This is a genomic window from Halobacteriovorax sp. DPLXC-1 (assembly GCF_036903125.1).
In the GTDB taxonomy this organism is placed as follows: Bacteria; Bdellovibrionota; Bacteriovoracia; order Bacteriovoracales; family Bacteriovoracaceae; genus Halobacteriovorax_A; species Halobacteriovorax_A vibrionivorans.
In genome coordinates this window covers 570438-595912 of the sequence record NZ_JAYMCO010000001.1, presented here as the reverse complement: position 1 = coordinate 595912, position 25475 = coordinate 570438, and the positions used below count along the sequence as shown (strand labels likewise).

The following is a 25475-nucleotide window of genomic DNA, read 5'->3' as shown; positions in this document are numbered from 1 at the left end:
GAGCAATAGACACGGTGGGAATCAATAAATATCGCTTAAGGCCAAAGCTTGAAGCAAAAAAAGATGAACCACTAAGTACTTAATTTTATTAATTTTTGTTGAGAAATGAAATTAATACAAAGAGCTTAACTATTACGAGGCAACGTGTTAATTATTAACTAGTTTTAACTCAGGAGATCTCATTAATCTTTTGAGCTATATTCGTTAAAACCAATAGGGGTAGTAGAATGAATGATGTAAGAATTATTAAAAGGTACCAAAACAGAAAACTTTATGACACTCATCAAAGTTGCTACGTGACTCTTGAAGAGATCGCTCAAATCATCAGAGAAGGTCACGAGATTCAAGTAATTGATAACAAAACAAAAAATGACATTACTTACATGACTCAAATCCAACTTCTTTTTGATCAAGAGAAAAAATCAACTAAGCCAGGTGACGTTGAACTTCTTAAGAGAGTTATCCGTGGTGAAGAAGGTACATTCACTGGTTATATTAGAGGACTAGAAGGAATTGAAGCTCCAGTAGTTGAAGAAGCTCCAGCTCAGTCTTTCAACTCTTTCAACAGTGCAGCAAACCTAAACTCTTCTGTTGAAACTACGACTACTTTAAACTAATATAGGGCAGTTATTACTGCATATATATTTAGTTTAGAGGGTGAAATGATTTTAAAAATTTCAAAATCTATATTAAGGCCTGCAGTTATTCTAGCAGGCCTTTTTATTTTTAGTGCTCAGGCACAAACCGTTAAGCAATTAACATCAAAGAATTCAGCCAAAAAGAATGAGGATGCGGTCGCTGCAGCTCAACTTTTAAGCGGTCAAGAATTGCACATCCATTCTCTTGGAATTGGAATTGGGCAAACTTTATTAATGAGTGATTTTAAAGACAACGGTGAAGATAAGATCACGGCCGAACTCTTTTATAATTACAAGGCTTCGTACTCTTTTGACTTTTATGCCAACCTTCACTTCTCAAAACATGAACTAGAAGAGAAAGGTACGTATTCAAAAATCTCTGGACTTGTTCTTGGTGCTAAAGGAAAACTTTTTCACTATGATGCCTTTCAACCATTTGTTGGTGGTGGACTTGGCTTCTTCCGTCCTCAATTAAAAACTGTAAACTATAAATCAAAAGGTAAGACAGTATTCGGTTATCAAGCCGTTGCTGGAGCTGACTTCGATCTAAATCGCAAGATTTCAGTTGGTGGAATGTTCATTTACAACAATCCTTTTGATGTCGAACAAGAAAGCACTGCAGACGTAGAAGGTTATTATTTTAAAATGCTTCTTACTGCGTTCTATAAATTCTAATGAAGTTTAAAGACTTATATATAGTCACAGGTAAGGGAGGTGTCGGAAAAACCCTCACTTCCCTTGCCTTGACCAAGTCTCTAACTGAACTCGATCAAAATAAGAACGTCTATTTTTTTTCGTTTGAACAAAATGCTGATAAGGATCTTATCAATAAGTTAAATGTTAATACCGTTGAGTTAACGCATATTAGTTCAGTTCAAGAGTATATTGCGAGAAAACTAAACTCCAAAACAATTGCAAAGTGGATTGTATCAACATCTTTTTTTAATGCATTATTTGATATGGTTCCAAGCTTTGGGCAACTCATCTTTTTAGGGCATATTATTGATCTTGCTCGAGATGATCGCAATATCGTCGTCGTTGATGCACCGGCATCAGGTCATCTTCTTTCGACAATACATTCACCAAAAGTCTTTAAAGATATTTTTAAAATCGGTCCCATTGCAAATGATATCGATAAAATGCATAACTTTCTAACAAACGATGAACATACTCAATGTGTGGTTGTTAGCATTCCGACAGAGCTTGCCATTGAAGAAGGCCAAGAACTAGAGCGAGAACTAAAAGAGAAATATAATCTCTCGACAATTGAGATCCTAAATTGTGATCTCTCACTAAATGACTTTCCAGAGGATGATACGCCAGATTTTATCAGGGCAAAAATCCAAGACCAAGAAAGCCTAAAAGAGAAATTTAAGGTTACCCCTCACCTAAGTTTCCCTCAAATTGTCGTACCGACACAAAAAGAACAAGTCGAGGAATTAACAAGAATTATTACAAAGAAAGTTGATATTTTTAAATCAAAGTAGGAATCGTGGAAAGCTATAGAGAAGTCGAAATATTTTGTGGAACAGGTGGCGTTGGAAAAACAACGATTTCAACTTCACGTGCCTTCTTTCTGGCTTCTCAAAAAAAGAATGTTCTTTTAATAACGATTGATCCGGCCAAAAGACTGCGTCAATTACTTAGCTTAAAAGATGCATCAGAAGTGATTAAGTTCACTGATAAGGAAATCAGCTTTGATGTTTTATTACTTGATCCTAAAACATCATTTGAAAAGATTCTCGGGAAGAAAGTTGATAATAAAATACTAGAAAACTTAACAAGTAGTCGCGGTGGCCTAAATGAGATTCTTGCAGTCCTAGAGATTCAAAATCAACTTGAAACTAAAAAATATGACTCTATCGTCGTCGACACTGCGCCAGGAAAGAACTTCTTAGACTTTTTGAATTCATCAAATAAGATTAATAAATTCTTTAATAAAACATTTGCTGATGCATTCATGTACATTACTAATAAGAATAAGCCTGGACGCTTCTTTAACCGCATTATTACCGCTGGGATTGAGAAGTTTCTTAATTATTTAGAAAGTGTTACCGGCAAAGGCTTTATTAATGACTTTCTTGAGGCCATCACTATTCTCTATGAGAATCGAGATAAGTTTATTGAAGGTATTAAAGTTGAAAAAGTTCTCAATAGTGCCCAGCGATCGAGGTGGTATCTCGTTACTTCTGCTGAGCATATGAAAGAGGTTGAAACTCAACAGATTCTTGACTCAATTCAGGCCCAAATGACCACAGAACGTTACCTAATAATTAACAAATCATGGTATAACAACCTCGCCTCTTGGGAACCCAAGACAGAAAAAATGAAAGAATTTAAAGATATAATAATCAAACAAGAAGAAATAAAAACTTCGATCTCAAAGAAATCACAGATTGAAGCAATTACATTTCCAGACCTCTCAACGTTTGATCCTATCAAGCAGTTAGAAGAGTTAGAAGAACACTGGAAGTAAATGGAGATTTAATTATGATGAAAGGTGCTAAAGCAAACGTTGTCGAAGCAATTGGGAATACACCAATTGTAAAACTTAATCATATCGGTAAGGACCTTAATTGCGAAATTTACGTAAAATTAGAATATATGAACCCAGGTGGATCAACTAAGGATCGTATCGGTGCATACATGCTTGATCGTGCAGTAGAAGAAGGTGATCTAAAGCCAGGCGGAACGATCATCGAAGGTACTTCTGGGAATACAGGGGTTGGTCTTGCGATGTGGGCAGCAGTTCACGGATACAAATGTATTTTCGTACTTGCTGATAAGCAATCAAAAGAAAAGATCGATAACCTTAGAGCATTTGGAGCAAAAGTTGTTGTTTGTCCAACAAACGTAGAGCCAGAAGATCCTCGTTCTTACTACTCTGTTTCAAAGAAACTTTCTGAAACAATTCCAAATTCATTTTACGTAAATCAATACGATAATCTACATAATAGAAATACACACTACACTTGGACGGCTCCAGAAATGTATGAGCAAACTCAAGGTGACTTTGATGTATTTATGGCCGCAGTTGGAACTGGTGGGACAATCAGTGGTTGTGGACGCTACTTCAAAGAAAAAATGGATAAAGTTGAAATTATTGGTGTTGACTGTGTTGGTTCAATCATCGCTGGTTACCACAAGACTGGAGAAATGGGACAAGCTCACTCATATGTTTTAGAAGGTGTTGGCGAGGACTTCATTCCAGAGAATTATGACTTTGACTTAATTGATGACTTTGAAGTTGTTAATGATAAAGAGTCTTTCCTAATGACGAGAAAACTTCTTAAAGAAGAAGGTATTTATGCTGGTGGATCAGCAGGTGCCGTTATTGAAGGTGCTCTAAAATATGCGAAGAAACAAACTACTAAGAAAAAGATTCTTATTCTTCTTCACGATTCAGGAAACCGTTACGCTTCAAAAATCTATAATGATGATTGGATGAGTGATGGTGGATACTTAGATTCATCATTCAATGTTCAAATTTCAGAGGTATTAAATACTCTTGGTAAGAATGGAAACATTATTACTGTTGAAGATACAACGACTATTGGACAGGCCATTACTCTAATGGAAGAGAAGAATATTTCTCAAGTTCCAGTTGTTAGTAAAAATGGTGACATTCTTGGTCTTTGTACAGAGAAGAGTCTAATTAAGCCAGTTATCATGGGTGAGTTCCAAAAAGATGATAATATTTCATTAGCTATCTCTAACAACTACAGAGTTGTGGATTGTAATGAACTTCTTGAAACAGTTGCTGATGCACTACTTAAGAAGGAAGTTGCCATTATCACTAAAGATGGAAAAGTTTCTGATCTATTATCAGAAATTGATGTTCTTCAGTATATGTCAGAAAAAGGTTCTAACTAAGGATCAAGGCTTGAAGAAAAGCACTCTTAAAAAAGCAGCAAAAGCCTCGGTATGTATCCATGCCGGGGCTCACCCCGACAAAGAAACAGGCGCAGTTATACCGCCAATTCATCAAACAACAACATATGCTCAAACAAGCCCAGGTATTCACCAAGGCTACGAGTATTCACGTTGTCATAATCCAACAAGGACGCGATTAGAAGAATCACTTGCGGCACTAGAGAACGCAAAATATGCACTGGCAACGTCAAGCGGTGTTTCAATTGAAATGCTAATAATGCATGCTCTGCCAGCTGGATCAACGATTCTTTGTGGTGATGATGTATATGGTGGAACTTATCGTCTCTTTACGACCGTTTTTAATTCCATTCATAAGTTTATCTTTGTCGATACAACTGATCCTAAAAAAGTTGAAGAGGCACTAAAAGAACATAAGCCTAAATTAATGTGGGTAGAAACACCAACGAACCCACTTTTAAAAATTTCTGATATTAAGAAAGTTTCAGAACTTGCGAAAAAATATAAGACTTTAACTGTTGTTGATAACACATTTATGAGTCCTTATTTTCAAAACCCATTAGATCTTGGTGCTGACATTGTGATGCACTCAATGACTAAATATATCAATGGTCACTCTGATGTTGTTGGTGGAGCCTGTATGCTCAACAACAAAGCACTTTACGAGAAACTTTGGACACTTCAAAAATCTCTTGGACCAACACAATCACCATTTGACTCTTGGTTAGTACTTAGAGGTATCAAGACTCTTGCTATTAGAATGGAAGCTCATGCAAAGAATGCAATGAAAATAGCAAAGTATCTCGAGTCGCATCCAAAAGTAGATAAAGTTCTCTACCCAGGCCTTAAGAGTCACCCTCAACATAAAATCGCAAAAAAACAAATGAGTGGCTTTGGAGGGATGATTACATTTTTCCTAAAAGGTGACATTAGAAAGTCTAAGAAGTTTTTACAAAACGTCGACATGTTCTCTTTAGCTGAAAGCCTTGGTGGTGTTGAGAGCTTAATTGAACACCCGGCGATCATGACTCATGCTTCTGTTCCCAAGAATGTTCGTGAAAGTATCGGCCTAACAGACAACCTAATAAGGCTATCTGTAGGTATTGAAGATGCTAATGATTTAATTTCAGATTTAGAAAGAGCATTTAAGACAATCTAGAAAGTTCCAGGGCCTGCATTTTCATCAATTTCAAGGCCATCAGAGCTTGTGTCTGAAGACTCTTCAACTTCAGTCTCTGCTGCTTTGTCTTGCGTTGTCTCAACTTTTGTTTCTTTCTCTGCTTTGAACTCTGCTCTAGCTTTTTTAATATCTTCAGGTATTCTCGCAATTGGCTTACGAATCATTAATGAATCATAATTACCATTGCGATTAAAAATATTATTTTCTTTCAAGTATGCGTTTAGTACTAAGCTTGCACAAAAAACTCTTCCGTGTGGATCATTAAGATTATTCTTTGCACCTTCTGCAAAGATAAGCCCATCATCTTCGATAATTTTACGTATTGTCTTATACTCATCACAGAAGTCATTTGAAGTTTTATGACACTCTCCGGCCTTACGATAAACATCGATTGACGTCGTCGTTGATTTTATATGAACTGGATCTCGACAAATATCAATCACCCACGATCGATTGTGATACTTATATTCGTTATGGGCCACTTCGACTTCACACTCTTTTTTAGAAATAGTCAGGGTTTTATTTAAGAGTCCAAATGGTGATGACTTATGAGAGACAGAAACATCAAAGGAAGACTGAAAACATTCAGTCCCAGTAAATGCTATTACTGAATTAATTGTTAAAAATAGAATACTAAATTTTAGAAATTGCATTTTTATCTACCTCTATCATTAGAATTGTTTGATCATTTGGTAAGAAGTCATTCTCATTATAGCCCTTTTTTGTTTGAAATGTTAATTCACTAATGAATTCAACAGGAGCCGCCCAATTCTTTTTAACAAATGTTAAATACTCTTCTCCATCAATTTTATCTTCAATATTCTTAAAAAAGCCAGGAGATAGCAATAACAGGCCTTCACCTTTATTTAACTGAACTTCTTGCGTTGATGTATTATAGTTCGATGGGAACGCGCTACCATTTCTCGCTAATACAACACCATCTTTATTTAATAATTCATGATCACCAATATTAAGCACCTCAGCACTTAAGTCTGAAAGCTTAATTCTAGCAATTAAAATGGAAGCATCTCCATATTCAGTAAAGTCATCTTTCTTACTTTCTAAATTTGAAATGACTTTAGTCATATCAATATTAGACTCTAGCTTCCAAGTTTCGATTAGTGATAAGAAGTTTCCGATAAGCATATATGATGATGCATGTAATGAAACAATCCATACTTCGCCACCAATTTTAAAGAAGTCAAAAAACTCGCCACCATTTGATGTACCAGCACAAAAGCGTGAAGTAATTCCTACTCCTCTTAGCTTTTCACTTCTAAATGGCGCCATATTACGATGCATTTCTTTAATATTTTCGACTTGGCCAACAAGTCCTTCCATAACAGAATTCATCTTGAATAATAATTGCTTTTGAGTCTCTAACGCTCTTAGCCCTTCTATCGCATTTTTTATATTGAGATAGTTTTCTTCTACAGACTTGTCTGCAAAAAATATTCCAAGACACATCTCATTGTCTAATAATGAACGATCAAGATCATCCCCTTCATTATAGATAATAATAAAATGGTCCTTGCTTTCGACATTCTTAAATGACTTTGTAAACACCACTTGACTTGCATCAAGTTCACGGTCAATTGAAGATTGTCCCTCTTGAGATTGAGGTAAATTTAATAATTCTAATAGATTATTTAGCTTATCGACGGCAATTTTATCGATATCTGAATCAATAATTCGAACGTGCATAACTCTTCCTAAGTATTCAAAATTATATAGGTATGGCACTAAATTTTGGCACCTTAAGAAAGTATTCTAGCACAATAAGCGACTAATATCATACTAATGCCCCGATTAAATTAAAGATTCCTTAAGAATAACCCGAAGAATTATTAGAATATGGGTATAACCTGACTATAACACTAGGTCTTGATAAATGAAGAAGAGCAAAATCGTAAATTTGGGTGAACGCAGAAAAAAAGCGAGTACTCGTAAGAGTGCTGACAAAAAAACGACATCACCTAAAGCCAACACAAAGAACAAGGTTTCAAACTCTGTACAGACAGATCCTACTGCCGTATTAGAAGCAGAAAACAAGGCCTTAAAACTAGAACAGAAAAAGATCTGTGAGATGGCCGCTCGAACAATCCTTCACGCACTAGACTGCAAAGATCATTATACATATGGACATAGTACTCGCGTTGCTTATTTCAGCCTCACTTTAGGAAGAGAAATTGGACTAAATGAAGAAGAATTATATGACCTAGAACTATCTGCTCTATTTCATGATATTGGTAAAATTGGAGTTCCTGACTCCGTTCTTAATAAACCATCAAGACTTACTGAAGATGAATTCCTTCAAATGAAGAGTCATCCTGAGAAATCTTATGAAATCCTACAAGGGTTTACTCATTTTGAAAAAGTTGCAAAGTTTGCAAAATACCATCATGAGAGATGGGATGGACGTGGTTATCCGGAAGGACTAAAAGGCGAAGAAATTCCTCTTTTCTCTAGAATTATTCTTATTGCTGATACATTTGATGCTATGACTTCAACAAGAGTTTACCGTAAGGGACTTGATTATGAAGTTGCTTATGAAGAACTCGATGAGTTCTCTGGATCACAATTTGACCCAGAGCTAGCACAAGCATTTATTCGCGCAATGAAAAAAGAAGAAGCTAAGCAAGAGAAAACTTTTACTCTTACTATCATTGATGGCCTCTTCAAAAAAGATGCTGCTTAATCTCTAATCACACTTTGGTGTTTCAGCAACAGTATTAATATTATACTCCTGTAAAGTTCTACAATCGTATTCCGTTGCTAAAATCTTCGATGTTGCACATTCCGTTGGCTTGCCTTCTTGTCTAAACCAAGCTTGGTTTGCCTTACAGCTCATATATGCTTCACGATCAACACATGCCCAGTGTTTTCCTTTACAATTATAAACAAGTCCACGACCAAAGTTTTCATAATTTGGTGGAGCACTATACTTAACCTTATCCTTTACGGCCGTTTTGTTTTCTTCAAGCTTATCGACGATTTTTCCTAAAGCAGAATCAAGAGACTCTTTTTGATCTTCATCTTCATTGGAATCTCTTGCTTCACCCATCATAGTAGAATCCATATCACTAGTCTCAGGCAAAGGCGCCACAATAAGTGGATCAGAAGATGACCCCTGCGTTTTCTCACCTAACTCCTGATTCGTTGTAGTTGCTTGATCTTCAACTTGTGGTTCATCCATTGAATCAACATTACCATCAGAGCTTTCAGTATCAGACTTTGTTTCTTGAGTAACGTTTTGATTTGTCACTTCATCTGAAGGTTTCGCCTGAGATTCATCACTTGGCCCAGCAGTTTGACTATCACCTTGTGGTTGCTCATCTTTAGCTTCTACAACTGGCTTAGTTTCCTCTTTAGTATTTTCAGGCTTCTTTTCGTCAGCTTTTTGAACTGTTTTTTCTTGTGCCTTATCTTGCGTTTTCTTTGGTTTAGCTTTTCGTGGCTTTCTTGCTTTTCTTTTTACTGGGGCCACCTCTGGAACTTCTTCTTCAGAAGAATCACTAAGTAAGAAGGTATCAACGGCCATAGCGACTACAGCGACAATTAAGATGATCTTAATGAGTTTGCTTTTCTTCTCTTTTTTCTCATCCTTTTCATCTTCATCATCATCGTCATCGTCGTCTTCATCTTCCTCGTCACCATCTTCATCGTCATCTTCGTCATCAGACTTTTTCTTCTTCATTAGCTTTGCTAAGAATGGTAACTGCTTTTCTAGAAAGCTCTTTTCTTTGTCGTCATCTTCATCATCATCATCGTCTTCATCTTCGTCTTCGTCTTCGTCTTCGTCTTCATCATCGTCAGATTTTTTCTTATTTAATAACTTTGCAAGAAAAGGTGATTGTTTCTCTAAGAAGCTCTCTTCTTCCTCATCTTCATCCTCATCCTCATCCTCATCATCTTCGTATTCTTCGTCATCAGATTCATCATTATCAATAGCGTCTTCAGCTTCGACTTCATCATCAAATTCTGAAATATCTTCATCGGTTGGAATCCCTTGTATCTCAGGTCCTCCTGGTATCTTTATATCAGTAGACGTGGCGTCGTCTAAATCGACTGATTCATCTTCTTCATCAAGTTCATCTTCAGACTCTTCAGAATACTCATCAAGTAACTCTTCATCATCTTCTGACTTCTTGAGCTTTCCTTTCATCTTGTCGAAAAAACCTTTCTTGGCCACGTAAATTCTCCTAATTCTAAACTAAAGAACTCTTTCATTTTACTGTATAAATGGAAATCGATGAAGGAATATTCTCTATTTAGCGCTTTTAACCAACCCTTAAGCTCGGTTAAAGTAGCAAATATTTTTAACGAAATCAGGAGATAGAATCAAAGAGTTTGAATTCAAGGCAGTTTTATCACCAAAATATAATGTCCCATCACCTAAGACTTTGGTTACATTCATGATGACTTCTCCCATCGTGCGACGATAATTAATCTCAACAATAGGACAAATTTTAGATTCAGAATTTTCAAGATAGATCATATTATCAAATTGAATTTTATTATTTAAAAGAGCTTCTGGAATATGCTCTTTAATATCATTGATGTATTTCTCAAGATCAAAAGGAATAGGAAGCTCATTGATTTGAATTAGACGCCCTCCTTTAAACTCTCCCTTATCACTAACGAAATTTTCTACAATGAAGTAGTCATTATTTTTAAAGTCGTAAGTAACACCAAATGTTTTTACAACTTTTACATAGCGAGATTGAACACCTGGAAACCCTAGTCTTTCGAAGTCTTTTACAGAATTTAACACCTTGTTTCCTATTCCAGAAAATGTTTGATCTGGTCGGTAAAAAGTTGGAAATGATTCTTCTAAGTCCTCTTTAGATCTTATAATCTTATCAGCTAAAGGCCTATGCCATTTCGCTAAAGCACATTTTGAATTGGTCTCTTTAACCTGTTCAAAGTTTTCTAAGTTACCCCACCAGTTAATATAATTTGTAATATTGTCGTCAATATTAGGTATCGTAAAACCAAGATCATGAAGATGACTTAAGTACTTATTTGAGTATTTATTTTGGGAACATAGAGTTACATCAGATCCATTATTTACAAGAAAGAAAATATACTCTAACTCTTTTAAGAACTTTTCATTTTTGAAGTTTTTATTATTTCGACTTAAGGCCGCATCGAAATCGAGGTTTACCCTAAATCTCACTTCCATTCCTTGCGTTTTGTAACGATGAATCCATCTTGATAATTTTTAATTTTCTCAATGAAGTCTTCATCCATGCCTGTACGAACTCTTCCTTCATGATCGAAAATCATGCCCTTGGCCCTTGCTGGTGATAGTAAGTCAGGAAGTGAAGAGACATAGAACTCCCAAAGGTCTTTTTCGTTTCTCCAGCGATTTAGCCAATGAATTCCAAATCCCACATGAGAAATCTCGTCTTCATAAACCACATTTAAGATTGCAGATGACTTCTTATCTCCAACTCCTGCAAATATATCACGATAGAATTTTGCAAAGTCTAAGTTTGCAGCTTCAAATGTTAATGCCATAACGGCAAAGTATTCTTCAAAGCTTGTTAACTTTTGCATCTGACGCCAAAAGAAGTCATTTACAGGAAGATCGCCAAAGTCTATTCCAAAATCATTCATTCGTTTTCGATAGAGATTGAAGTGCTTGATTTCATCATCAATTGTAGAAAGTATTCCCGTTGCAATACGCTTGTATTGAGACTTATCTTCAATTGGAATATACATTAGAGCTGCCGCCATCATCTCAATCGCCAGTAACTCATGATTAGCAAAGAAGTGAAGTGCCATGGCCTTCTTTTCATCCAAGTGAAAACTTCCTTTCTTTGGGAATTTCACTTGCTCACTAGAAAATTTAATACGGGACTCACGCTCAGGCATGAGATCTTTGATACCATCGGCCGTTTTTTGATAAGATAAATCACTTACTACACTAGTTGCAGTAAGCTTATCCTCTAGATTTGGTGATTCTAATAATAGCCTTGCGTAATCGTATATATTCATGACTCATCGTTTGGTAACTTTTCTCTTACGACTAACATTCTTACGCTTACCCTGTCCAGAATTTGGTTTGCCTTTAAAGTTTTTACCACCTGGACGACGGCCTTTTCCACCTTGGCCAGGCTTACCGCGGCGATTTCCGCCAGGTCTACGACGAGCGGCCTTCCTCTTCTCAAAACATTCCTCACAAATTGGAAATTTTGAATCATCAGGAAGCTTGCAACCACATGAAGAACACTTAGCAACAATTTTTTGTGATAAGAGTTCATTTAACTGATCAATAGCAAGTTGCTTATTATTTAAAAGCTCAACTTCTGAATAAACGAAGTTCTTATTATTAAAGTGTCTTGAGAGCCATTGATAAAGCTCGACACACTTAATGGAAGTTTCAAGATAATCAATATCCCCAGAGTCATGCTCAATTGGCTCGGCTGGAATCCCTTCCATATTTACATACTTATGAAGGATCCAATTATAATGTTGAACATGATCACTTAAGCCTAAATTTACTGGAGCACATGCAAACCCGAAGATCTCAGCATCAGTAAGTGTCCCATTAGAGTCAGCATCCTCAACCATCTCGGCCAGCTCGATCATCTCTTTCATATCAACGCACTCAAAAGGCTTTTGGAATGTCATTGTGTTAAAGAGCCTTAAGAACTCAGAGAGCTTTAATTTTGGAAGATTATTATCTATTAAAGCACGGTTGACTTGGTTGAAAATATCTAAGTCAGGACCAACCATACATTTTTCACTCTGCTCCAGTACTGCACTCATGGCCTCTTTAATACTTTCGATTCCATCTTCAACTTTACGAAGACAAGTAACAGCACCTTTTGGAAAACGTTGGTAACGTCCTGCTCGACCACCAATCTGCTTAATCTCACTTACTGAGATATCGTGTTGTTGGCCATCATAGAATTTTGATAGAGTCGTAAAAACAACTCTCTTAATTGGAAGATTCATCCCCATAGCAATTGCATCAGTTGATACAATAACATCAGTTTCACCTTGATCAAATTTTCTCGCTTGCTCACGACGAACCTCCGGCGAGAGTCGACCGTATACAATTGAAACTTTATATCCGAGACGCTCTAGGTCTCTCTTGTGTCTTAGTGCATTCTTTCTAGAAAATACAATAAGTGCATCATTCTTTTGCATATCTGCAAGAACGATTGGATGAGGTTCAACATAGAGCTCAGTCATTCTTGTATATTCATTTATGATGAGTTCATCACCACATAGATCGACAATATTTCTTACCATCTCAAGAGCTGAAGCATCACCACATAGGTGAACTTCATCTGCCATGATATTTACTAAGGCCCTTGTCCATGCCCAACCACGAGATGGATCTGTAATCATTTGGATTTCATCAATTACACAACAGTCAAAGACTTCTTGGAGCCTGGCCATTTCAATCGTTGATGAATAGTGAGTCGAACCTTCTCTTTCAATAACTTCTTCACCAGTTAAAAGAGTTGTAACTGCACCTTTAGAGTTTAAAGTATCGTAGAGTTCAGCTGCAAGAAGTCTTAGTGGTGCAAGATAGCAACCTTTAGGAACACTCGAGAGCTTCTCAATAGCATGATATGTTTTACCAGAGTTTGTAGGTCCCATGTGATAGACAATCTTTCTCTTCATTTGTCTAGCAGCTGAGTGAGTCCAAAACTCCCCTAGGTATTCTTGAAGGATAGTTGAAGATACATCCTTCTTTTTGAGAATAATAATTGATTTAACAAACTTCTTAAATTCACGAATTAGATAGCGCTCATTACGCCAATAATTTGTTGAAAGTGATGAGTAGAATTTATGATACTCATCATCTGTGATCAGATCTGTACTTAATTCATTTTCTTCAAGATACTGATCAAAAAGCATATGCACATTACGTTTATGTAATTTTGCTAATTCAGATGGATAAGAAAATTCAGAACGGTAATATTGTTTGACCTGATTCTCTAGACGATTAAGAGATGATCTCTTAATTGTATTTCTTAATTTATAAAAACTCTTATCAAGTCTTTTTTGTAGATCAAAGACGATATCTGAAACAGTATTGAGTCCGCTATCAATTTCTTCTTTGATTGTTTCTTTCTTAGAATCAATTAACTCAACACAGCTTTCGTATACAGAGTCTCTTAATAAAGCTCTGAAGTCATTTACACATTTAATACACTGACATTTTAACTCACCAATTTTATGTTTAGTTAAGTCAACATCTTCTGCTCGAATAAATTTTTGTGTTTCATTGTGCTTATCAACAATTTTCTGCGACCACATCTTGAATGTCTTCTCATGTAGAGAAAGAACATTTTGAGAAAGACCACCATCTTGTCCAAAAAAGACAGCTTCTTTTTCTGGGATAAGGCAATCATCAATAAAGATTAGATCGAGAATATTTTCTTGCTTTATCAACAAGTTGAAATTAGTGAACTCATTGTTAAAGAAGTAAACCAATGATGGATATTCATCAAAAACTTTCCATAACGGAGTCAAAAGACTTTCTAGAAAATCGAGGACGATATGAGCATCTTCGCTCGTTCTAACATAACTATCATCTTCGGCGAAATTATTGACTTTGATAATATTTTTACGTTCTATTTCAATGTTTTCTCTAATGTCAGAGAAGTCAGGTAGCTTATTTATTTCTTGCGAGCTCATGCTTTAAAGATACGTTGCGGGAAGAAATTGTGCAAGTAATCTTAGGTGTTAAATACAAAAAAATACATTATAATCAAAAGGTCATTTGAAAATTAAAATAAATAGGATTCGTTATGAAAACATGGCTCACAGAAACATTTAATATTAAATATCCAATTATCATGGCCCCGATGTTCCTCGTATCAAGTATAGATATGCTAGTTGAAGCTTCAAAGGCAGGTATTATGGGTTGTATCCCAGCGCTAAACTGGAGAACACCAGAGGAATTTGAAGAAGGTCTAAAAGAGCTAAAAGAAAGATGTGAAGGTCCATTTGGAATTAATATCATTGTAAATCAGTCAAACATCCACATGCACAAGCAAATTGATCTATGTGCAAAATATGCACCTGACTTTATCATCACTTCACTTGGAAACCCAAAGGAAGTAATTGAGAAATGTCATCCTCAAGGTACAAAAGTTATCTGTGATGTTGTTGACCTAAAATATGCAAAGAAAGTTCAAGATCAAGGAGCCGATGCAGTAATCGCTGTAAACTCTGGAGCAGGAGGTCACGCTGGACCAACTCCAGCAAGTATTCTTGTTCCATTACTTAAGAGAAATCTTGATATTCCAGTTATTTCAGCAGGTGGTATTGCAACAGGTTCTGGTTTATTTAGTATCATGGCCCTTGGCTGTGAAGGTGTTTCAATTGGTTCACCATTTATTGCAACAAAAGAGTCAATTGTTTCAGATGCATATAAAGAAGCTGTGGTAAATTACGGCGCCAAGGATATCGTCATGTCTAATAAGATCTCAGGGACTCCTTGTACGGTTATCAACACTCCTTATGTACAAAAAATAGGAACAGAACAAAATATCGTTGAAAAGGCCATGAGTAAGAATAAGAAGCTTAAAAAATATGCAAAGATGCTCACTGGTTATAAGGGAATGAAAGCAGTTGAGAAAGCTGCCTTTGGAGCAACATATAAAACAGTTTGGGTTGCTGGCCCTTCAATCGAATTCATTGAAAAAATTGAAACTGTTCAAGAAATTGTTAAACGTCTGATAACTGAATATGAAACCGCAGTTGAAGAGTTCTTAGCAAAAAGATCGTAATTATGTTTAAGCTTCCTAAGGTTTTACGTTATCAAAATTTTAGAAAGCTCTATATTGCAGGCTTAACGTCTGAGCTTGGGTCTTTTGTTTCAGAGACGGCCCTCATGCTCTTAGTCTTTGAACTATCAAGTAATAATAAGGCCTATCTCGGTGCTGCTCGAGCAGTATTTCTCTTATTCCTCACTATCGGAAATCTCATCGGTGGTGTTATTGGAGAGAAGTATAATCGCAAGAAGGTATTACTTTTTACCAATTATATTAGAATTCCGATTATCTTCACTATTCTCTTTGTGGAAAGTCCTGAAGTTGTCATTTTATGTGATGGGCTCATTGCTCTTTTCACAGGAATGTATAATCCAACACGCCAGGCAATGGTAAATGATATAGTTCCTCAAAAGGATATGAATAAGGCAAACGCATTATTTGGTTCGGCCTTTGCAGTACTTCATATGATTGGACCATTTCTAGGTGCCACAATGTTTACCGCCTTTGGAGGTATTAAAGAAGTCGTTGCCTTAGATTTTCTAACATATATCGTGGGTATCTTCTTTATTATGTCACTAACCTATAATCCTCCTAAACATGAAGAAGATAGTGAGAAGTTCATCTCCGAAATAAAGAATGGAATTAAATACGCCAAGACTCAAAAGCCTTTATCGGCGATTCTATCCAACGTTGTCATCGAGGGGCTCGTTCTTGGGTTTATGTTTCCATTAATACTTCCTTATATGACTGAAGTTCTAGGTGCTACAAAACAAGACTACGGTATTGGATTAGCACTTTTTGGACTTGGCGGGCTTTTTGGAGGCTGGGCAAGCTCCACTATTCTTAAAGATCAATCTGTTGGTAAAATTATAATAACAGCGCTTTATATTGAACCAATACTAATGGCAGTTTGGCTACTGTCAGCTTCCTACTTTGCAACTTTGATTATCTTCTTTATATGGGGACTTGTTGTCTTTATACGAATAACAAATCAACTAAATTATGTCTCAAATAAAGTAGAAACTAAGTACCTAGCACGTAGTTTTGCCTTGCTCGACTTAGGCTTCGTCGTTCCAAATATACTTGGTGGGATCATTCTTACGTTTATTGGAAATAGTTTTAAAACAGAAGAAATACTCTATATCGTATGTATCGCATTTTGCACCTTGATTTTTCCAAGGATGTTATTTTCCGATATGAAAGCATTATTTAATATTAATAACGAAACTGTCGAAAGGGATACATCAATCCAAGACAGTATATAAAACGTTATTAGAAGGTATCAATATGACAACAATTTGGTTAAGAGATGAAGATAAAGAGTTTGAAAAAAGAACTCCTCTAACACCAGAAAATGCAAAGAAGCTTTTGGACGCAGGTTACAAAGTTATTGTAGAAAAATCTAATGACCGTATCTTTCCTATCCAAGAGTATGAGAAATTAGGTTGTGAAATCAAAGAAAGTCATGCCTGGATTGAAGAAGCTCCAGTCTCGGATGATGTCTTTATTTTAGGACTAAAAGAATTAAAAGAAACCGACACATTTCCACTTAAACATAATCACATTTACTTTGCCCATATCTATAAAGGACAAAATGGAGCCGAAAAGGTTTTCCATCGCTATAGTGAAGGTCAAGGAACACTCTTTGATCTTGAGTTCTTGTTAAATGAAGATAAACGCAGAGTAGCAGCATTTGGCTACTGGGCAGGATATGTTGGGGCGGCCTTAAGTGTAGAGAACTACTTCTCAGAGTCTCCAGCTCCTCTGCGACATTACTCTTCAAAAGATGAATGGCTAAAAATTATAAATGAAAAGAGACAAGGAAAAAGAAACCCTTGTACCTTTATCATTGGCGCTTTAGGGCGTTGCGGAAGTGGTGCAAGAGAGCTTCTTACTGATCTAGAATTAGAATCAATTAATTGGGATGTACAAGAAACAAAAGTTGGTGGCCCATTTGATGAGATAATCAATGCGGATATCTTTATTAATACAGTTCTTATGACTACTAAGATTCCTCCATTTCTCGATAAGTCTCTAATGGAGAGAAATCAAAAATTATCATATATCTGTGATGTAAGTTGTGATCCTAATAGTGATCTCAACCCGATCCCTATCTATAACGTGCATACAACTTGGGACAAACCTCTTCATAAAGTAGAAAGTTCAATTGATCACGAATGTAATGTTATTGCTATTGATAACCTTCCTTCGGCCCTACCAAAAGAGAGCTCGATTGATTACTCGAATCAATTGATTCCTCACCTTTTAGAGCTTAAGAATGCGAAGGATTACTTTACGTGGTCGCATGCTAAAGAGATTTTTGAAACGAAGAAGTCTGCTAATAAGTAAGCATGTTGCTAACTTTAGCAAAGCTAAAGTGTCGCTTTTCCTTTGCGATAACTTTCCCATTGCTCCTGAGACAACGAAGCCGGGCTTGAACCCGGCTTGTTGAAATAATTTTTTTAGCTAAAGACTGGGGAGCTAGCGCCGCAAACAATAGCCCGCCTTTGGGCGGCCAATTTTGCGGGGCGCTAAATTAGACCACCACGTCTAAGTAGTGCATCAACCTCTGGCTCACGGCCACGGAATCTCTTATAAAGATCCATTGGGTGTTCTGAGCCACCTTTTTCAAGGATATTCTCTCTAAAACGATCAGCAATTGTCGTATTAAAAATCCCTTCCTCTAGGAAAAGTTCAAATGCATCAGCATCAAGAACTTCTGCCCACTTATATGAGTAGTATCCAGCAGAATATCCACCAGCAAAGATATGTCCAAATGCTGTAGAAGTCATTGTTCCTGGAATCTTTGGAAGAAGTTGAACATCCTTAGTTGCTAGAGTTTCAAATTCTTCTACATTTGTAATATTTGAAGGATCACCTGAATGCCATGCCATATCAAGAAGCCCAAGGCTTAGTTGGCGAATCGTGTGACGTCCTTCACCAAAGTTTGAACTATCTTTTAGCTTTTGAACTAATTCTTCTGGGATTAGCTCTCCTGTTTCATAGTGCTTAGCAAATAGATCAAGACATTCTTTTTCAAATGCCCAGTTTTCCATTATTTGAGAAGGAAGTTCAACGAAGTCCCAGAATACATTTGGACCAGAAAGCATACGGTACTGACATTTTGTTAGAATACCATGAAGTGCGTGTCCAAATTCGTGGAATAGAGTCGTCACTTCATTAAAAGTTAGAAGTGAAGGCTTTGTTGTCGTTGGCTTTGTAAAGTTACAAACGTTAGCAATATGTGGACGGATATCCTCACCATTTTGAACATATTGTTCTCTAAATGCAGTCATCCATGCTCCACCACGCTTTGAAGAACGTGGGAAGTAGTCACCATAGAATAATGAAATAAAGTTACCATCGCGATCTGTAATTTCATAAGTCATTACATCATCGTGATACTTTGGAACATTACTAACTTCTTTAAAGTTTAGTCCGTATAATTTTGTTGCAACTTCAAATACTCCATTAAGAACATTTTCTAATTTGAAGTATGGCTTAAGCATTTCATCATCAATGCTATATTTTTCTTTCTTTAACTTCTCATAGTAGTACATATAGTCCCATGATGCGAAGTCTTCGATACCATCTTTTTCTTTTGCATATGCTTTTACTTCATCCATATGCTCAAGTGCAGCTGGCATGGCTTTGTCTTTTAATTGGTTTAAAAGATCAAAAACATTCTTTGCACTCATTGCCATGCGCTCTTCTAAAATATAGTCCGCGTGGCTCTTATAACCAAGAATTCCAGCTCTTTCATGTCTAAGCATAGCGATTCTCTTAACGATTTCTTGGTTATCAAGTTCATCACCCTTAGCACACTTTGTCCCAGAAGCGATTGTCATCTGCTTTCTTAGCTCACGATTTTGGGCATAAGTAATGAATGGCCCAAAGCTTGGATAGTCAAGAGTGAAAACCCACTTACCATCATGACCTTTTTCAGTAGCTGTCATTGCAGCAGCTTCAATAAGTCCTTCAGGAAGTCCAGCAAGGTCTTCTTGATTATCAATTACCATTTCAAAACGATTCGTTTCTTTTAAAAGATGATCAGAGAATTCAAGACCTAACTTAGAAAGTTCTTCATCAATCTTTCTTACCTTATTCTTATCGTCTTCATTTAAAAGAGCACCGTTTCTTACAAAGCCTTTGTAGATTTTGTTAAGAAGTGTAGTTTGCTCAGCATTTAAATCTTCATTCTCTTTGTTATCAAAAACAACTTTAACCTTTGCAAATAAGTCAGCATCAAGGTTAACGTCATTTCCATGTGCAGTTAAAAGAGGAGAGAACTCTTTTGCAATCTCATTCATCTCATCATTTGTATTTGCAGACTTTAGGTTAAAGAAGATCATTGAAATATCTTCAATAGCACTTCCAGAAGTTGCATATGGCTCAATAATATTGGCAAATGTAAGCTCTCCATCAAAGTTTTTAATGGCCTCGATTTCTTCTTTGTGCATCTTAATGGCCTCTTTAATGGCCGGCATATAGTGCTCATTTTTGATCTTATCAAATGGTCTTGCGCCATATGGATTCGTAAATTTCTCTAATAATGGATTAGACATATAGACTCCTAAATATAGTTTATGAATATTTTTACGCTGAACGAAATTTATAGGCCATAAATGAGGCCAGAGATATCCAGAGTAACACTGATATTAGTAGCATATTCTGAGTGAAAGCTAAACTTGTAAAGACTAATAATAATGCTGAAATCCCCATTTTTGACGCACGGTACACAATCATATCAACAATATATTTGGCCCCATACTTTTGTTTCTGCGTTAAAGGGAAATAGAGCATCTCTTTTGCTGCAGAGAATATAGAATAGTCGAGCCCCTTAAAACCAACAAAGAGGATTGCCGTTCCTAGAAGACCTAAGAATTGACCGCGATCCAATATAATTAAGACAAGGAAAACTACTGGAACCAAAATATGTACCATTGGAATTTTTAAATACTTAAAGGCAATTGGAATAACTAAGAGTTGAACAACAAGAGAGAGAATATTTATGGAAGAATATATATTTCCAAGATATGCACCTTTTGCATCAGCACTCTCAAAAACCTCTAGGCCGAGATTAAACTTAAAATTAGCAAGATTAATAACGAATTGAGATAAAATAATTAATCCGCAAATCGAAAAGACGTAAGCTTTCTTTCCTTCTAGAGAAGTTATTGGAGATTTATCTTTTGCTTCAAGAAACTGCTTTTGAGTAAAACTAAAAATTAAAATCACAAGTGCCAAAACAAATAGACCTGCACTTGCCGCATAAAAAACACCGACGTTCTTCATAAGAGTTGTGGTTAATAGACCACCAAAGACACCGCCAATAGAACCTAAAGCGCCAAGAGGGCCATAGACAAGTTTTGCTGTTTTAATATTGATTACAGAGTTTAAATAACCCAATGACAAATGAACAACGAGAATAATATAAACTTCTTTCCATACTGCAAAGACACCACTACCAAATGCTACTCCATTAAATGAAGCAATAAGGGCCCCGCCCATTAAGGCAATCGACGTTGCAACAATTGTATTAAAGATTGCACCAATCGAATAAAGTGTCTGTAAGATATTGATGATGCTAACACTAATTCCTAAGAACATTACAGAGCTTAACCAGATCCATGGAGTGCTTTTTGCACCATAGCTATCAATAAATAATGCCGTAGCACTTGAGCGAATCATAGGATAGGAGAAGAAAGCTAAAAATAGAGTTAGTGTTACGACAAAAATATTTTTTCGCTCAGAAACACTTAATGAAAGAAATCCGTGATGAATTTCTTTAACAGCAGTAATAAGACTTTTCATTATTCAATCACCATTAAAGAGAACTTCTTACCCTCTAAAAACGAAAGAGTCGAAAGATCAAACCACTTACCTGTCTCTAATTTAATATTTAAAAGGTCCTTACGAGCGTTTTTACTAATGAGATCTAATGAATATGACCCTGCTTTTTTATGACAGATCATAGACAGCTGAGTGCCACTTAGATCTAAATCAAATTCATCTCCATTCATTGAGATTAATTCTGAAATAGATTCAGAAACTTTATCTTCGATAGTTGTTTCTTCTTTTAATTTAAACTTACAAAATTCAGAATTAAAAATAGGTATCGTATTAACTTCAATATCAGAGCGAAAATGAGATTTTATAATTTTAGAAATAAAGATTTGACGAGTGGGTTTAACTTTTACATCTAAACAATGAGACTTTGGAAGAATCTTTATGGACTCACCCTCAATTAGATATTCTTTAATTTTTAAACGAGTTGCGTGAATAGAAGGACCTTTCTTAAAACAAAACTCCATTGCATTAACTGATAATGCAATGAAAGCTATTGTAAATATTTTAAGAATCTTGGTCGTCCTCTTGTAAGTAAGTATCACCCTTCTGCCCTTCCATGAACTCTTCAGCAGACTTAAAGTCACAAAGACTTAAAGTTGTTTTAAAATTAAAACCTTTAGGTAGTTTACCATCTTTTGCTAAATCGTCACATGAGCAAGAAAGTGTCTTCATGAAATCGAAGAATTTCGTACTAGTTTCCTCGCTTAAAAGGTGCTCAATCATACATGAATCTTTTTCAGCAATATCTTCAGAAACACCTACAAAATCTTTTAGGAAATAGTAAAGAAGAGTTCTTGATGTAAGAGTGCGATGAACTTCATCATGACCCTTATCTGTCAGAAGAAGAAACTTTGTATCGTCTTCTTCTTTAACAAGTTCTCTTTTCTTAAGATTATTTAAAGCTGTTGATACAGAACCTTTTGTCAGTCCTAAATCTTTGGCGATATCAGTTACACGAGCATAACCTTTTTCTTCCTTCAATTTATGGATGGCCAACAGGTAGTGGACCATTGAATGTGACAGTTCTGCTTCACGTGGTTTTTTATCTTTCGTATCTAAATTGGCCATGATATTTCTCACAAATTAGGTTATAGCTATAATCTAGCAATTTCAGGTATTTTTGGCAAATACCACAGCGCAATGTGCCCAAATTTTGGTGCATTGAAATTCCCCTTTATTTAGAGCAACAATCCCCATAACTCACTGTAATTACATCAATATACTGACGGCACATATTACAGTCCTCCCTTGCAATGCCTCAGCGTGTTAAAATTAAAAGGAATCTAAATTATTGAGGGAAATCAATGTTAAAGATAAATAAACTCATCATTTTAGCTATTTGGGCCACTATAAATATAGATGCCTTGGCCCAGCCAGCAGGATATACAGCTCCGACTCAAGAAGATGTGAGAACGGGAAATCTTACAGATCAAGATAAGATGAAGATGGAAAACTTCACTCATGCTGGTTATCAGAAGCGTGAGGCGGAGGAAGCGTGGGCAGAAGAATGTGGTACCGATGCTTATTGTGACAATATTAAAAATGGTGGAGATGCCACTGAAGGTGAAAAATTCTTAGGGATGTCCCCACAACTATTTAAGGCCGTTGCTCAAGCCTACTCAATGATTATGCCGGCAATTTCACAAGCTGGAGGTGGCGGAACCTTTGGAAAAATTGATCGCACTACAAAGAAGGATGTTACAAGAACATGGTCTGAACGTGGTGTAACAAAGAAAGATGGTTCATTCCAAGTTACAGATGAAGATAAATTTAAGGAATGGAATAACTCAAATGAAAATCCAGTAGATAAAGATGCCGCTACAAAGCAAGCCAATACAGAAGAGTCCAAGGCCAAAGAGGAAGAAGGTGCTGATTATTGTCAGTATATCCCAATGGGAACAGAAATTATCGCCCGCGCAACTCAAAAGCGAAGCGATGAATTTGCATTAGCATCTCAGCCTGATATTGAAAATGCACAAAGTGCGGCCCTTTTTAAACAAGCGCGATCACACCGTGACCGCCAAAAGTCAGTCGATATTCAAAGAAAAGGTTGGGGAGCAACAACAGTTTGCTACACGGCCTCTATTGCAATGATGGGTGGCTCATTTACAAGCCCTACTAACGTTTTAAAACTTGCAGCCTCTGCATTAATGACAAAATACTATATGTGGGAATATGGAATGCATGGTGATGCTGCAGACAAGCTAAACTCAGTTGGTAAGAAATTAAGTGGAAAAGGAAAATGTAATCCTGTTTCAGATAGAGACTGTTACTGTAGTCAGCCAGAAACACAAAATGATGTAACTTACTGTTACCCACAAATCGCTCAACGTAAGGCCCAAAACGGAAACTACCAAGTATCTTGTGTTGATAATAATGTAAAAGAAGATGTTGGTTGTAGTTGTCGCCAAACTAATACATGTCTTGATACGAGAATCTCAGCAAAGATCAATGATATGTACATACCAGGGGGACTTGGATCAAGCCTTGATAACTTCTATAAAATGACAAATGGAGTTTCAAAACCTGAAGGAGCCTCTGACTCGTACCGCGCAACTGCAGGTAAGATCTTTGCAATGGCCAATGATAAAGTAAGAGATGCACTTGATAAGGTTGAACTTCCAAGTTCATATGAAAAGAAGAATGAAGAAGTTGCCAATGCCCTAAGAGACTTTGGACTAAATGGTACGGTTGCAAATGCAATGTCAGCTGCACCAGAGACGAAAGAAAGCAAGAAAGCAGAACAAACACTTAGAAAGCGTTATGGAAGCGGCCTTAAGTATAAAGGAAAGTATGCTAGTTATAAGAAAAAAGATAACGGACTTTATTTTAAAGGTGGAAATGGGCTTAACAAGAAAAAGAAATCAGATAAAAAGGTTGTAAACCCTTATGCTCACCTTCTAAAGAAAAAGAAGAAGAAAAACGCAAGAGCAACTGCTGATATTTTAGACTATTCAATAAAGGCACAAAAAAACGCTGGTATCACAAAAGATAAATCGAGAAATATCTTTGAGATTATTTCAAGACGATATCGATATTCAGCAACAAAGAAATTAGGAATTCAATAAAGAAATATTTAATTAAAGGAATTTTCATGGAAGAAAATTACAAGTTACCAATTCTCATTTTTGATGATGAATGCCCTCTTTGCATTCGCTTTAAAGACTCTCTAGCAAGGCTAGAAGGTGCTAAAAAGATCTCTTTCATCCCAGTAAATGATAAAAAAGTGTATGAACAATTCAAAGAACTTGGACTAAATGAAGAGGAATGCCAAAATGTGGTTCACTACATCACTTCAGATAAAAAGGTTCTAAAAGGTGAAGATGTAATTGCTCACCTAGTGAAACTCTATCCTCTTGTACACAAGTTTAGCTGGCTAATAGAAAGTGACATGGGAAAGAAAGCAACAGACTACTTTCACAAAACAACTAATGCCTATCGCAAAATGATAAAGAGAAAATGTCCTAATTGTATGAAACACGCTTAATCTAGCGAACAAGACTTTTACGAGAAAACATTCCACGATTATACGGCTCTAAAGTTAGGGCCGTTAATACCCAAGTTAAACAAAACTCTGCAAATTGAACCTTATTATCACTTGGTATAAACAGAGTAATAATGAGAAGGATTAAGAAGATTATGATATGAGTTGCCTTTGGCACAGGAAGTGCAAAAGCGTCGATTACGTTCTTAAACTTATCAACCTTTAAATAAAAAACTGGAACAGCAAATAAATAGAAGAAAAGAACTCCTCTAAGAAAGAGGTTCCAAGACTCATGACTAACACCGCGGGCAATTAACCAATTTTGAAAGTTTGTTTCTAATAAAACACTATTAGCATCTCTAAACATCTCAGGTGAGTGCCAACCAAATAAACGTTGTCCCCAACTAACCTCTTCTAATGCACAGATTACATAGAAGATCCCCAAAACAATGAGCATCGTAAGAAACTTTTTATCTCGAAAATTTGTAAGAACTTTACGGCGGTAGAAGTAACCGAATGAGATTAGACAAAGGCCAGCAAAGGTAAACCACTCAAGTAGGCCATTATGTGTACTAAGCACATTATCGAAATAAGCTAAATCTGTTCTTGAAATATAGAGACTATAAATTCCAATTACAAAAATAACGAAAAACGAGATATATTCTGTCCATTTAATTTTAAACATA

23 protein-coding genes are annotated in these 25475 nt (G+C 36.2%); 12 read left to right on the top strand and 11 right to left on the bottom strand.

Annotated elements, in window-relative coordinates:
- The first annotated feature begins 227 nt into the window (after nt 1–227).
- Genes VCM44_RS03005 through VCM44_RS02980 form a run of 6 tightly spaced genes read left to right on the top strand, consistent with a single transcriptional unit; the run spans nt 228 to nt 5688 of the window.
- Nucleotides 228–617 carry a polyhydroxyalkanoate synthesis regulator DNA-binding domain-containing protein gene (locus VCM44_RS03005; RefSeq protein ID WP_114705671.1) on the top strand — a complete coding sequence of 130 codons (390 nt, stop codon included), beginning with the start codon at nt 228–230 and terminating at the stop codon, nt 615–617.
- A gap of 45 nt (nt 618–662) precedes the next feature.
- A complete protein-coding gene (locus tag VCM44_RS03000; RefSeq protein WP_120405434.1) occupies nt 663–1313 on the top strand; it encodes an outer membrane protein in 651 nt (216 codons plus the stop codon).
- On the top strand, nt 1313–2125 hold the full coding sequence (locus VCM44_RS02995) for an ArsA-related P-loop ATPase (protein ID WP_334677974.1): 813 nt from the start codon (nt 1313–1315) through the stop codon (nt 2123–2125). Before VCM44_RS03000 ends, VCM44_RS02995 begins: the two co-directional genes overlap by 1 nt.
- 5 nt (nt 2126–2130) lie before the next feature.
- Nucleotides 2131–3114 (top strand): ArsA family ATPase, encoded by a 984-nt coding sequence (locus tag VCM44_RS02990; protein ID WP_162929692.1) that lies wholly within the window; start codon nt 2131–2133, stop codon nt 3112–3114.
- A 14-nt stretch (nt 3115–3128) separates the two neighbouring features.
- Nucleotides 3129–4511 carry a pyridoxal-phosphate dependent enzyme gene (locus VCM44_RS02985; RefSeq protein ID WP_120405437.1) on the top strand — a complete coding sequence of 461 codons (1383 nt, stop codon included), beginning with the start codon at nt 3129–3131 and terminating at the stop codon, nt 4509–4511.
- Between the two features lie 10 nt (nt 4512–4521).
- Nucleotides 4522–5688, top strand: coding sequence for a trans-sulfuration enzyme family protein (locus VCM44_RS02980; RefSeq protein WP_334677973.1), 1167 nt, complete (start codon nt 4522–4524; stop codon nt 5686–5688).
- Here VCM44_RS02980 and VCM44_RS02975 read toward each other — a convergent pair.
- Together VCM44_RS02975 and VCM44_RS02970 are read right to left on the bottom strand one after the other, a co-directional pair.
- Complete coding sequence (locus VCM44_RS02975) at nt 5685–6362, bottom strand: hypothetical protein (RefSeq protein WP_334677972.1); 678 nt, start codon at nt 6360–6362, stop codon at nt 5685–5687. The two genes, VCM44_RS02980 and VCM44_RS02975, sit on opposite strands and share 4 nt — an antisense overlap.
- A complete protein-coding gene (locus VCM44_RS02970) occupies nt 6343–7413 on the bottom strand; it encodes a hypothetical protein (RefSeq protein ID WP_334677971.1) in 1071 nt (356 codons plus the stop codon). The genes VCM44_RS02975 and VCM44_RS02970 overlap by 20 nt, the downstream gene beginning before the upstream one ends.
- A gap of 187 nt (nt 7414–7600) precedes the next feature.
- Here VCM44_RS02970 and VCM44_RS02965 point away from each other — a divergent pair, with 187 nt between their 5' ends.
- Entirely contained in the window at nt 7601–8407 is an 807-nt protein-coding gene (locus tag VCM44_RS02965) for an HD-GYP domain-containing protein (protein WP_114705679.1), read from the top strand.
- Between the two features lie 3 nt (nt 8408–8410).
- Here the strand turns inward: VCM44_RS02965 and VCM44_RS02960 are convergent, their stop codons facing one another.
- From VCM44_RS02960 to VCM44_RS02945, 4 genes are all read right to left on the bottom strand, one after another.
- Nucleotides 8411–9901 (bottom strand): hypothetical protein, encoded by a 1491-nt coding sequence (locus VCM44_RS02960; protein ID WP_334677970.1) that lies wholly within the window; start codon nt 9899–9901, stop codon nt 8411–8413.
- A 99-nt stretch (nt 9902–10000) separates the two neighbouring features.
- Nucleotides 10001–10888, bottom strand: coding sequence for a hypothetical protein (locus VCM44_RS02955; protein WP_334677969.1), 888 nt, complete (start codon nt 10886–10888; stop codon nt 10001–10003).
- Nucleotides 10885–11712, bottom strand: a complete 828-nt coding sequence (locus VCM44_RS02950; protein ID WP_334677968.1) for a DUF455 family protein — start codon at nt 11710–11712, stop codon at nt 10885–10887. The genes VCM44_RS02955 and VCM44_RS02950 overlap by 4 nt, the downstream gene beginning before the upstream one ends.
- Before the next feature lie 3 nt (nt 11713–11715).
- Nucleotides 11716–14373, bottom strand: a complete 2658-nt coding sequence (locus VCM44_RS02945) for a helicase-related protein (protein WP_334677967.1) — start codon at nt 14371–14373, stop codon at nt 11716–11718.
- Between the two features lie 113 nt (nt 14374–14486).
- Here VCM44_RS02945 and VCM44_RS02940 point away from each other — a divergent pair, with 113 nt between their 5' ends.
- Genes VCM44_RS02940 through VCM44_RS02930 form a run of 3 tightly spaced genes read left to right on the top strand, consistent with a single transcriptional unit; the run spans nt 14487 to nt 17804 of the window.
- Nucleotides 14487–15470 (top strand): NAD(P)H-dependent flavin oxidoreductase, encoded by a 984-nt coding sequence (locus tag VCM44_RS02940; RefSeq protein WP_114705684.1) that lies wholly within the window; start codon nt 14487–14489, stop codon nt 15468–15470.
- 2 nt (nt 15471–15472) lie between these two features.
- A complete protein-coding gene (locus VCM44_RS02935; protein WP_114705685.1) occupies nt 15473–16720 on the top strand; it encodes an MFS transporter in 1248 nt (415 codons plus the stop codon).
- 22 nt (nt 16721–16742) lie between these two features.
- On the top strand, nt 16743–17804 hold the full coding sequence (locus VCM44_RS02930; RefSeq protein ID WP_334677966.1) for a saccharopine dehydrogenase: 1062 nt from the start codon (nt 16743–16745) through the stop codon (nt 17802–17804).
- 182 nt (nt 17805–17986) lie between these two features.
- Here VCM44_RS02930 and VCM44_RS02925 read toward each other — a convergent pair whose 3' ends face one another.
- The 4 genes from VCM44_RS02925 to VCM44_RS02910 are packed head-to-tail and all read right to left on the bottom strand — an operon-like array spanning nt 17987 to nt 22373.
- A complete protein-coding gene (locus tag VCM44_RS02925) occupies nt 17987–20020 on the bottom strand; it encodes a M3 family metallopeptidase (RefSeq protein ID WP_114705687.1) in 2034 nt (677 codons plus the stop codon).
- Between the two features lie 31 nt (nt 20021–20051).
- Nucleotides 20052–21269: a hypothetical protein gene (locus tag VCM44_RS02920; RefSeq protein WP_334677965.1), complete on the bottom strand. Its 1218-nt coding sequence runs from the start codon at nt 21267–21269 to the stop codon at nt 20052–20054.
- On the bottom strand, nt 21269–21769 hold the full coding sequence (locus VCM44_RS02915; protein WP_334677964.1) for a hypothetical protein: 501 nt from the start codon (nt 21767–21769) through the stop codon (nt 21269–21271). Before VCM44_RS02915 ends, VCM44_RS02920 begins: the two co-directional genes overlap by 1 nt.
- A gap of 40 nt (nt 21770–21809) precedes the next feature.
- The gene (locus VCM44_RS02910) at nt 21810–22373 is read right to left on the bottom strand and encodes a metal-dependent transcriptional regulator (protein WP_114705690.1); all 564 of its coding nucleotides are present in this window, start codon (nt 22371–22373) and stop codon (nt 21810–21812) included.
- Between the two features lie 236 nt (nt 22374–22609).
- Here VCM44_RS02910 and VCM44_RS02905 point away from each other — a divergent pair, with 236 nt between their 5' ends.
- Nucleotides 22610–24373, top strand: coding sequence for a hypothetical protein (locus VCM44_RS02905; RefSeq protein WP_334677963.1), 1764 nt, complete (start codon nt 22610–22612; stop codon nt 24371–24373).
- Nucleotides 24374–24399: 26 nt separating this feature from the next.
- Nucleotides 24400–24792 carry a thiol-disulfide oxidoreductase DCC family protein gene (locus VCM44_RS02900; RefSeq protein WP_114705692.1) on the top strand — a complete coding sequence of 131 codons (393 nt, stop codon included), beginning with the start codon at nt 24400–24402 and terminating at the stop codon, nt 24790–24792.
- 1 nt (nt 24793) lies between these two features.
- Here the strand turns inward: VCM44_RS02900 and VCM44_RS02895 are convergent, their stop codons facing one another.
- Nucleotides 24794–25474: a hypothetical protein gene (locus VCM44_RS02895; RefSeq protein WP_162929693.1), complete on the bottom strand. Its 681-nt coding sequence runs from the start codon at nt 25472–25474 to the stop codon at nt 24794–24796.
- Between the last annotated feature and the right edge of the window lies 1 nt (nt 25475).

Coding starts and splice junctions, on each gene's coding strand:
- VCM44_RS02930 (WP_334677966.1), top strand. CDS start 16,743: ATGACAACAATTTGGTTAAGAGATGAAGATAAAGAGTTTGAAAAAAGA.
- VCM44_RS02935 (WP_114705685.1), top strand. CDS start 15,473: ATGTTTAAGCTTCCTAAGGTTTTACGTTATCAAAATTTTAGAAAGCTC.
- VCM44_RS02965 (WP_114705679.1), top strand. CDS start 7,601: ATGAAGAAGAGCAAAATCGTAAATTTGGGTGAACGCAGAAAAAAAGCG.
- VCM44_RS02970 (WP_334677971.1), bottom strand. CDS start 7,413: ATGCACGTTCGAATTATTGATTCAGATATCGATAAAATTGCCGTCGAT.
- VCM44_RS02910 (WP_114705690.1), bottom strand. CDS start 22,373: ATGGCCAATTTAGATACGAAAGATAAAAAACCACGTGAAGCAGAACTG.
- VCM44_RS02900 (WP_114705692.1), top strand. CDS start 24,400: ATGGAAGAAAATTACAAGTTACCAATTCTCATTTTTGATGATGAATGC.
- VCM44_RS02925 (WP_114705687.1), bottom strand. CDS start 20,020: ATGTCTAATCCATTATTAGAGAAATTTACGAATCCATATGGCGCAAGA.
- VCM44_RS03005 (WP_114705671.1), top strand. CDS start 228: ATGAATGATGTAAGAATTATTAAAAGGTACCAAAACAGAAAACTTTAT.
- VCM44_RS02975 (WP_334677972.1), bottom strand. CDS start 6,362: ATGCAATTTCTAAAATTTAGTATTCTATTTTTAACAATTAATTCAGTA.
- VCM44_RS02915 (WP_334677964.1), bottom strand. CDS start 21,769: ATGGAGTTTTGTTTTAAGAAAGGTCCTTCTATTCACGCAACTCGTTTA.
- VCM44_RS02895 (WP_162929693.1), bottom strand. CDS start 25,474: ATGTTTAAAATTAAATGGACAGAATATATCTCGTTTTTCGTTATTTTT.
- VCM44_RS02940 (WP_114705684.1), top strand. CDS start 14,487: ATGAAAACATGGCTCACAGAAACATTTAATATTAAATATCCAATTATC.
- VCM44_RS02985 (WP_120405437.1), top strand. CDS start 3,129: ATGATGAAAGGTGCTAAAGCAAACGTTGTCGAAGCAATTGGGAATACA.
- VCM44_RS02945 (WP_334677967.1), bottom strand. CDS start 14,373: ATGAGCTCGCAAGAAATAAATAAGCTACCTGACTTCTCTGACATTAGA.
- VCM44_RS02995 (WP_334677974.1), top strand. CDS start 1,313: ATGAAGTTTAAAGACTTATATATAGTCACAGGTAAGGGAGGTGTCGGA.
- VCM44_RS02950 (WP_334677968.1), bottom strand. CDS start 11,712: ATGAATATATACGATTACGCAAGGCTATTATTAGAATCACCAAATCTA.
- VCM44_RS03000 (WP_120405434.1), top strand. CDS start 663: ATGATTTTAAAAATTTCAAAATCTATATTAAGGCCTGCAGTTATTCTA.
- VCM44_RS02920 (WP_334677965.1), bottom strand. CDS start 21,269: ATGAAAAGTCTTATTACTGCTGTTAAAGAAATTCATCACGGATTTCTT.
- VCM44_RS02905 (WP_334677963.1), top strand. CDS start 22,610: ATGTTAAAGATAAATAAACTCATCATTTTAGCTATTTGGGCCACTATA.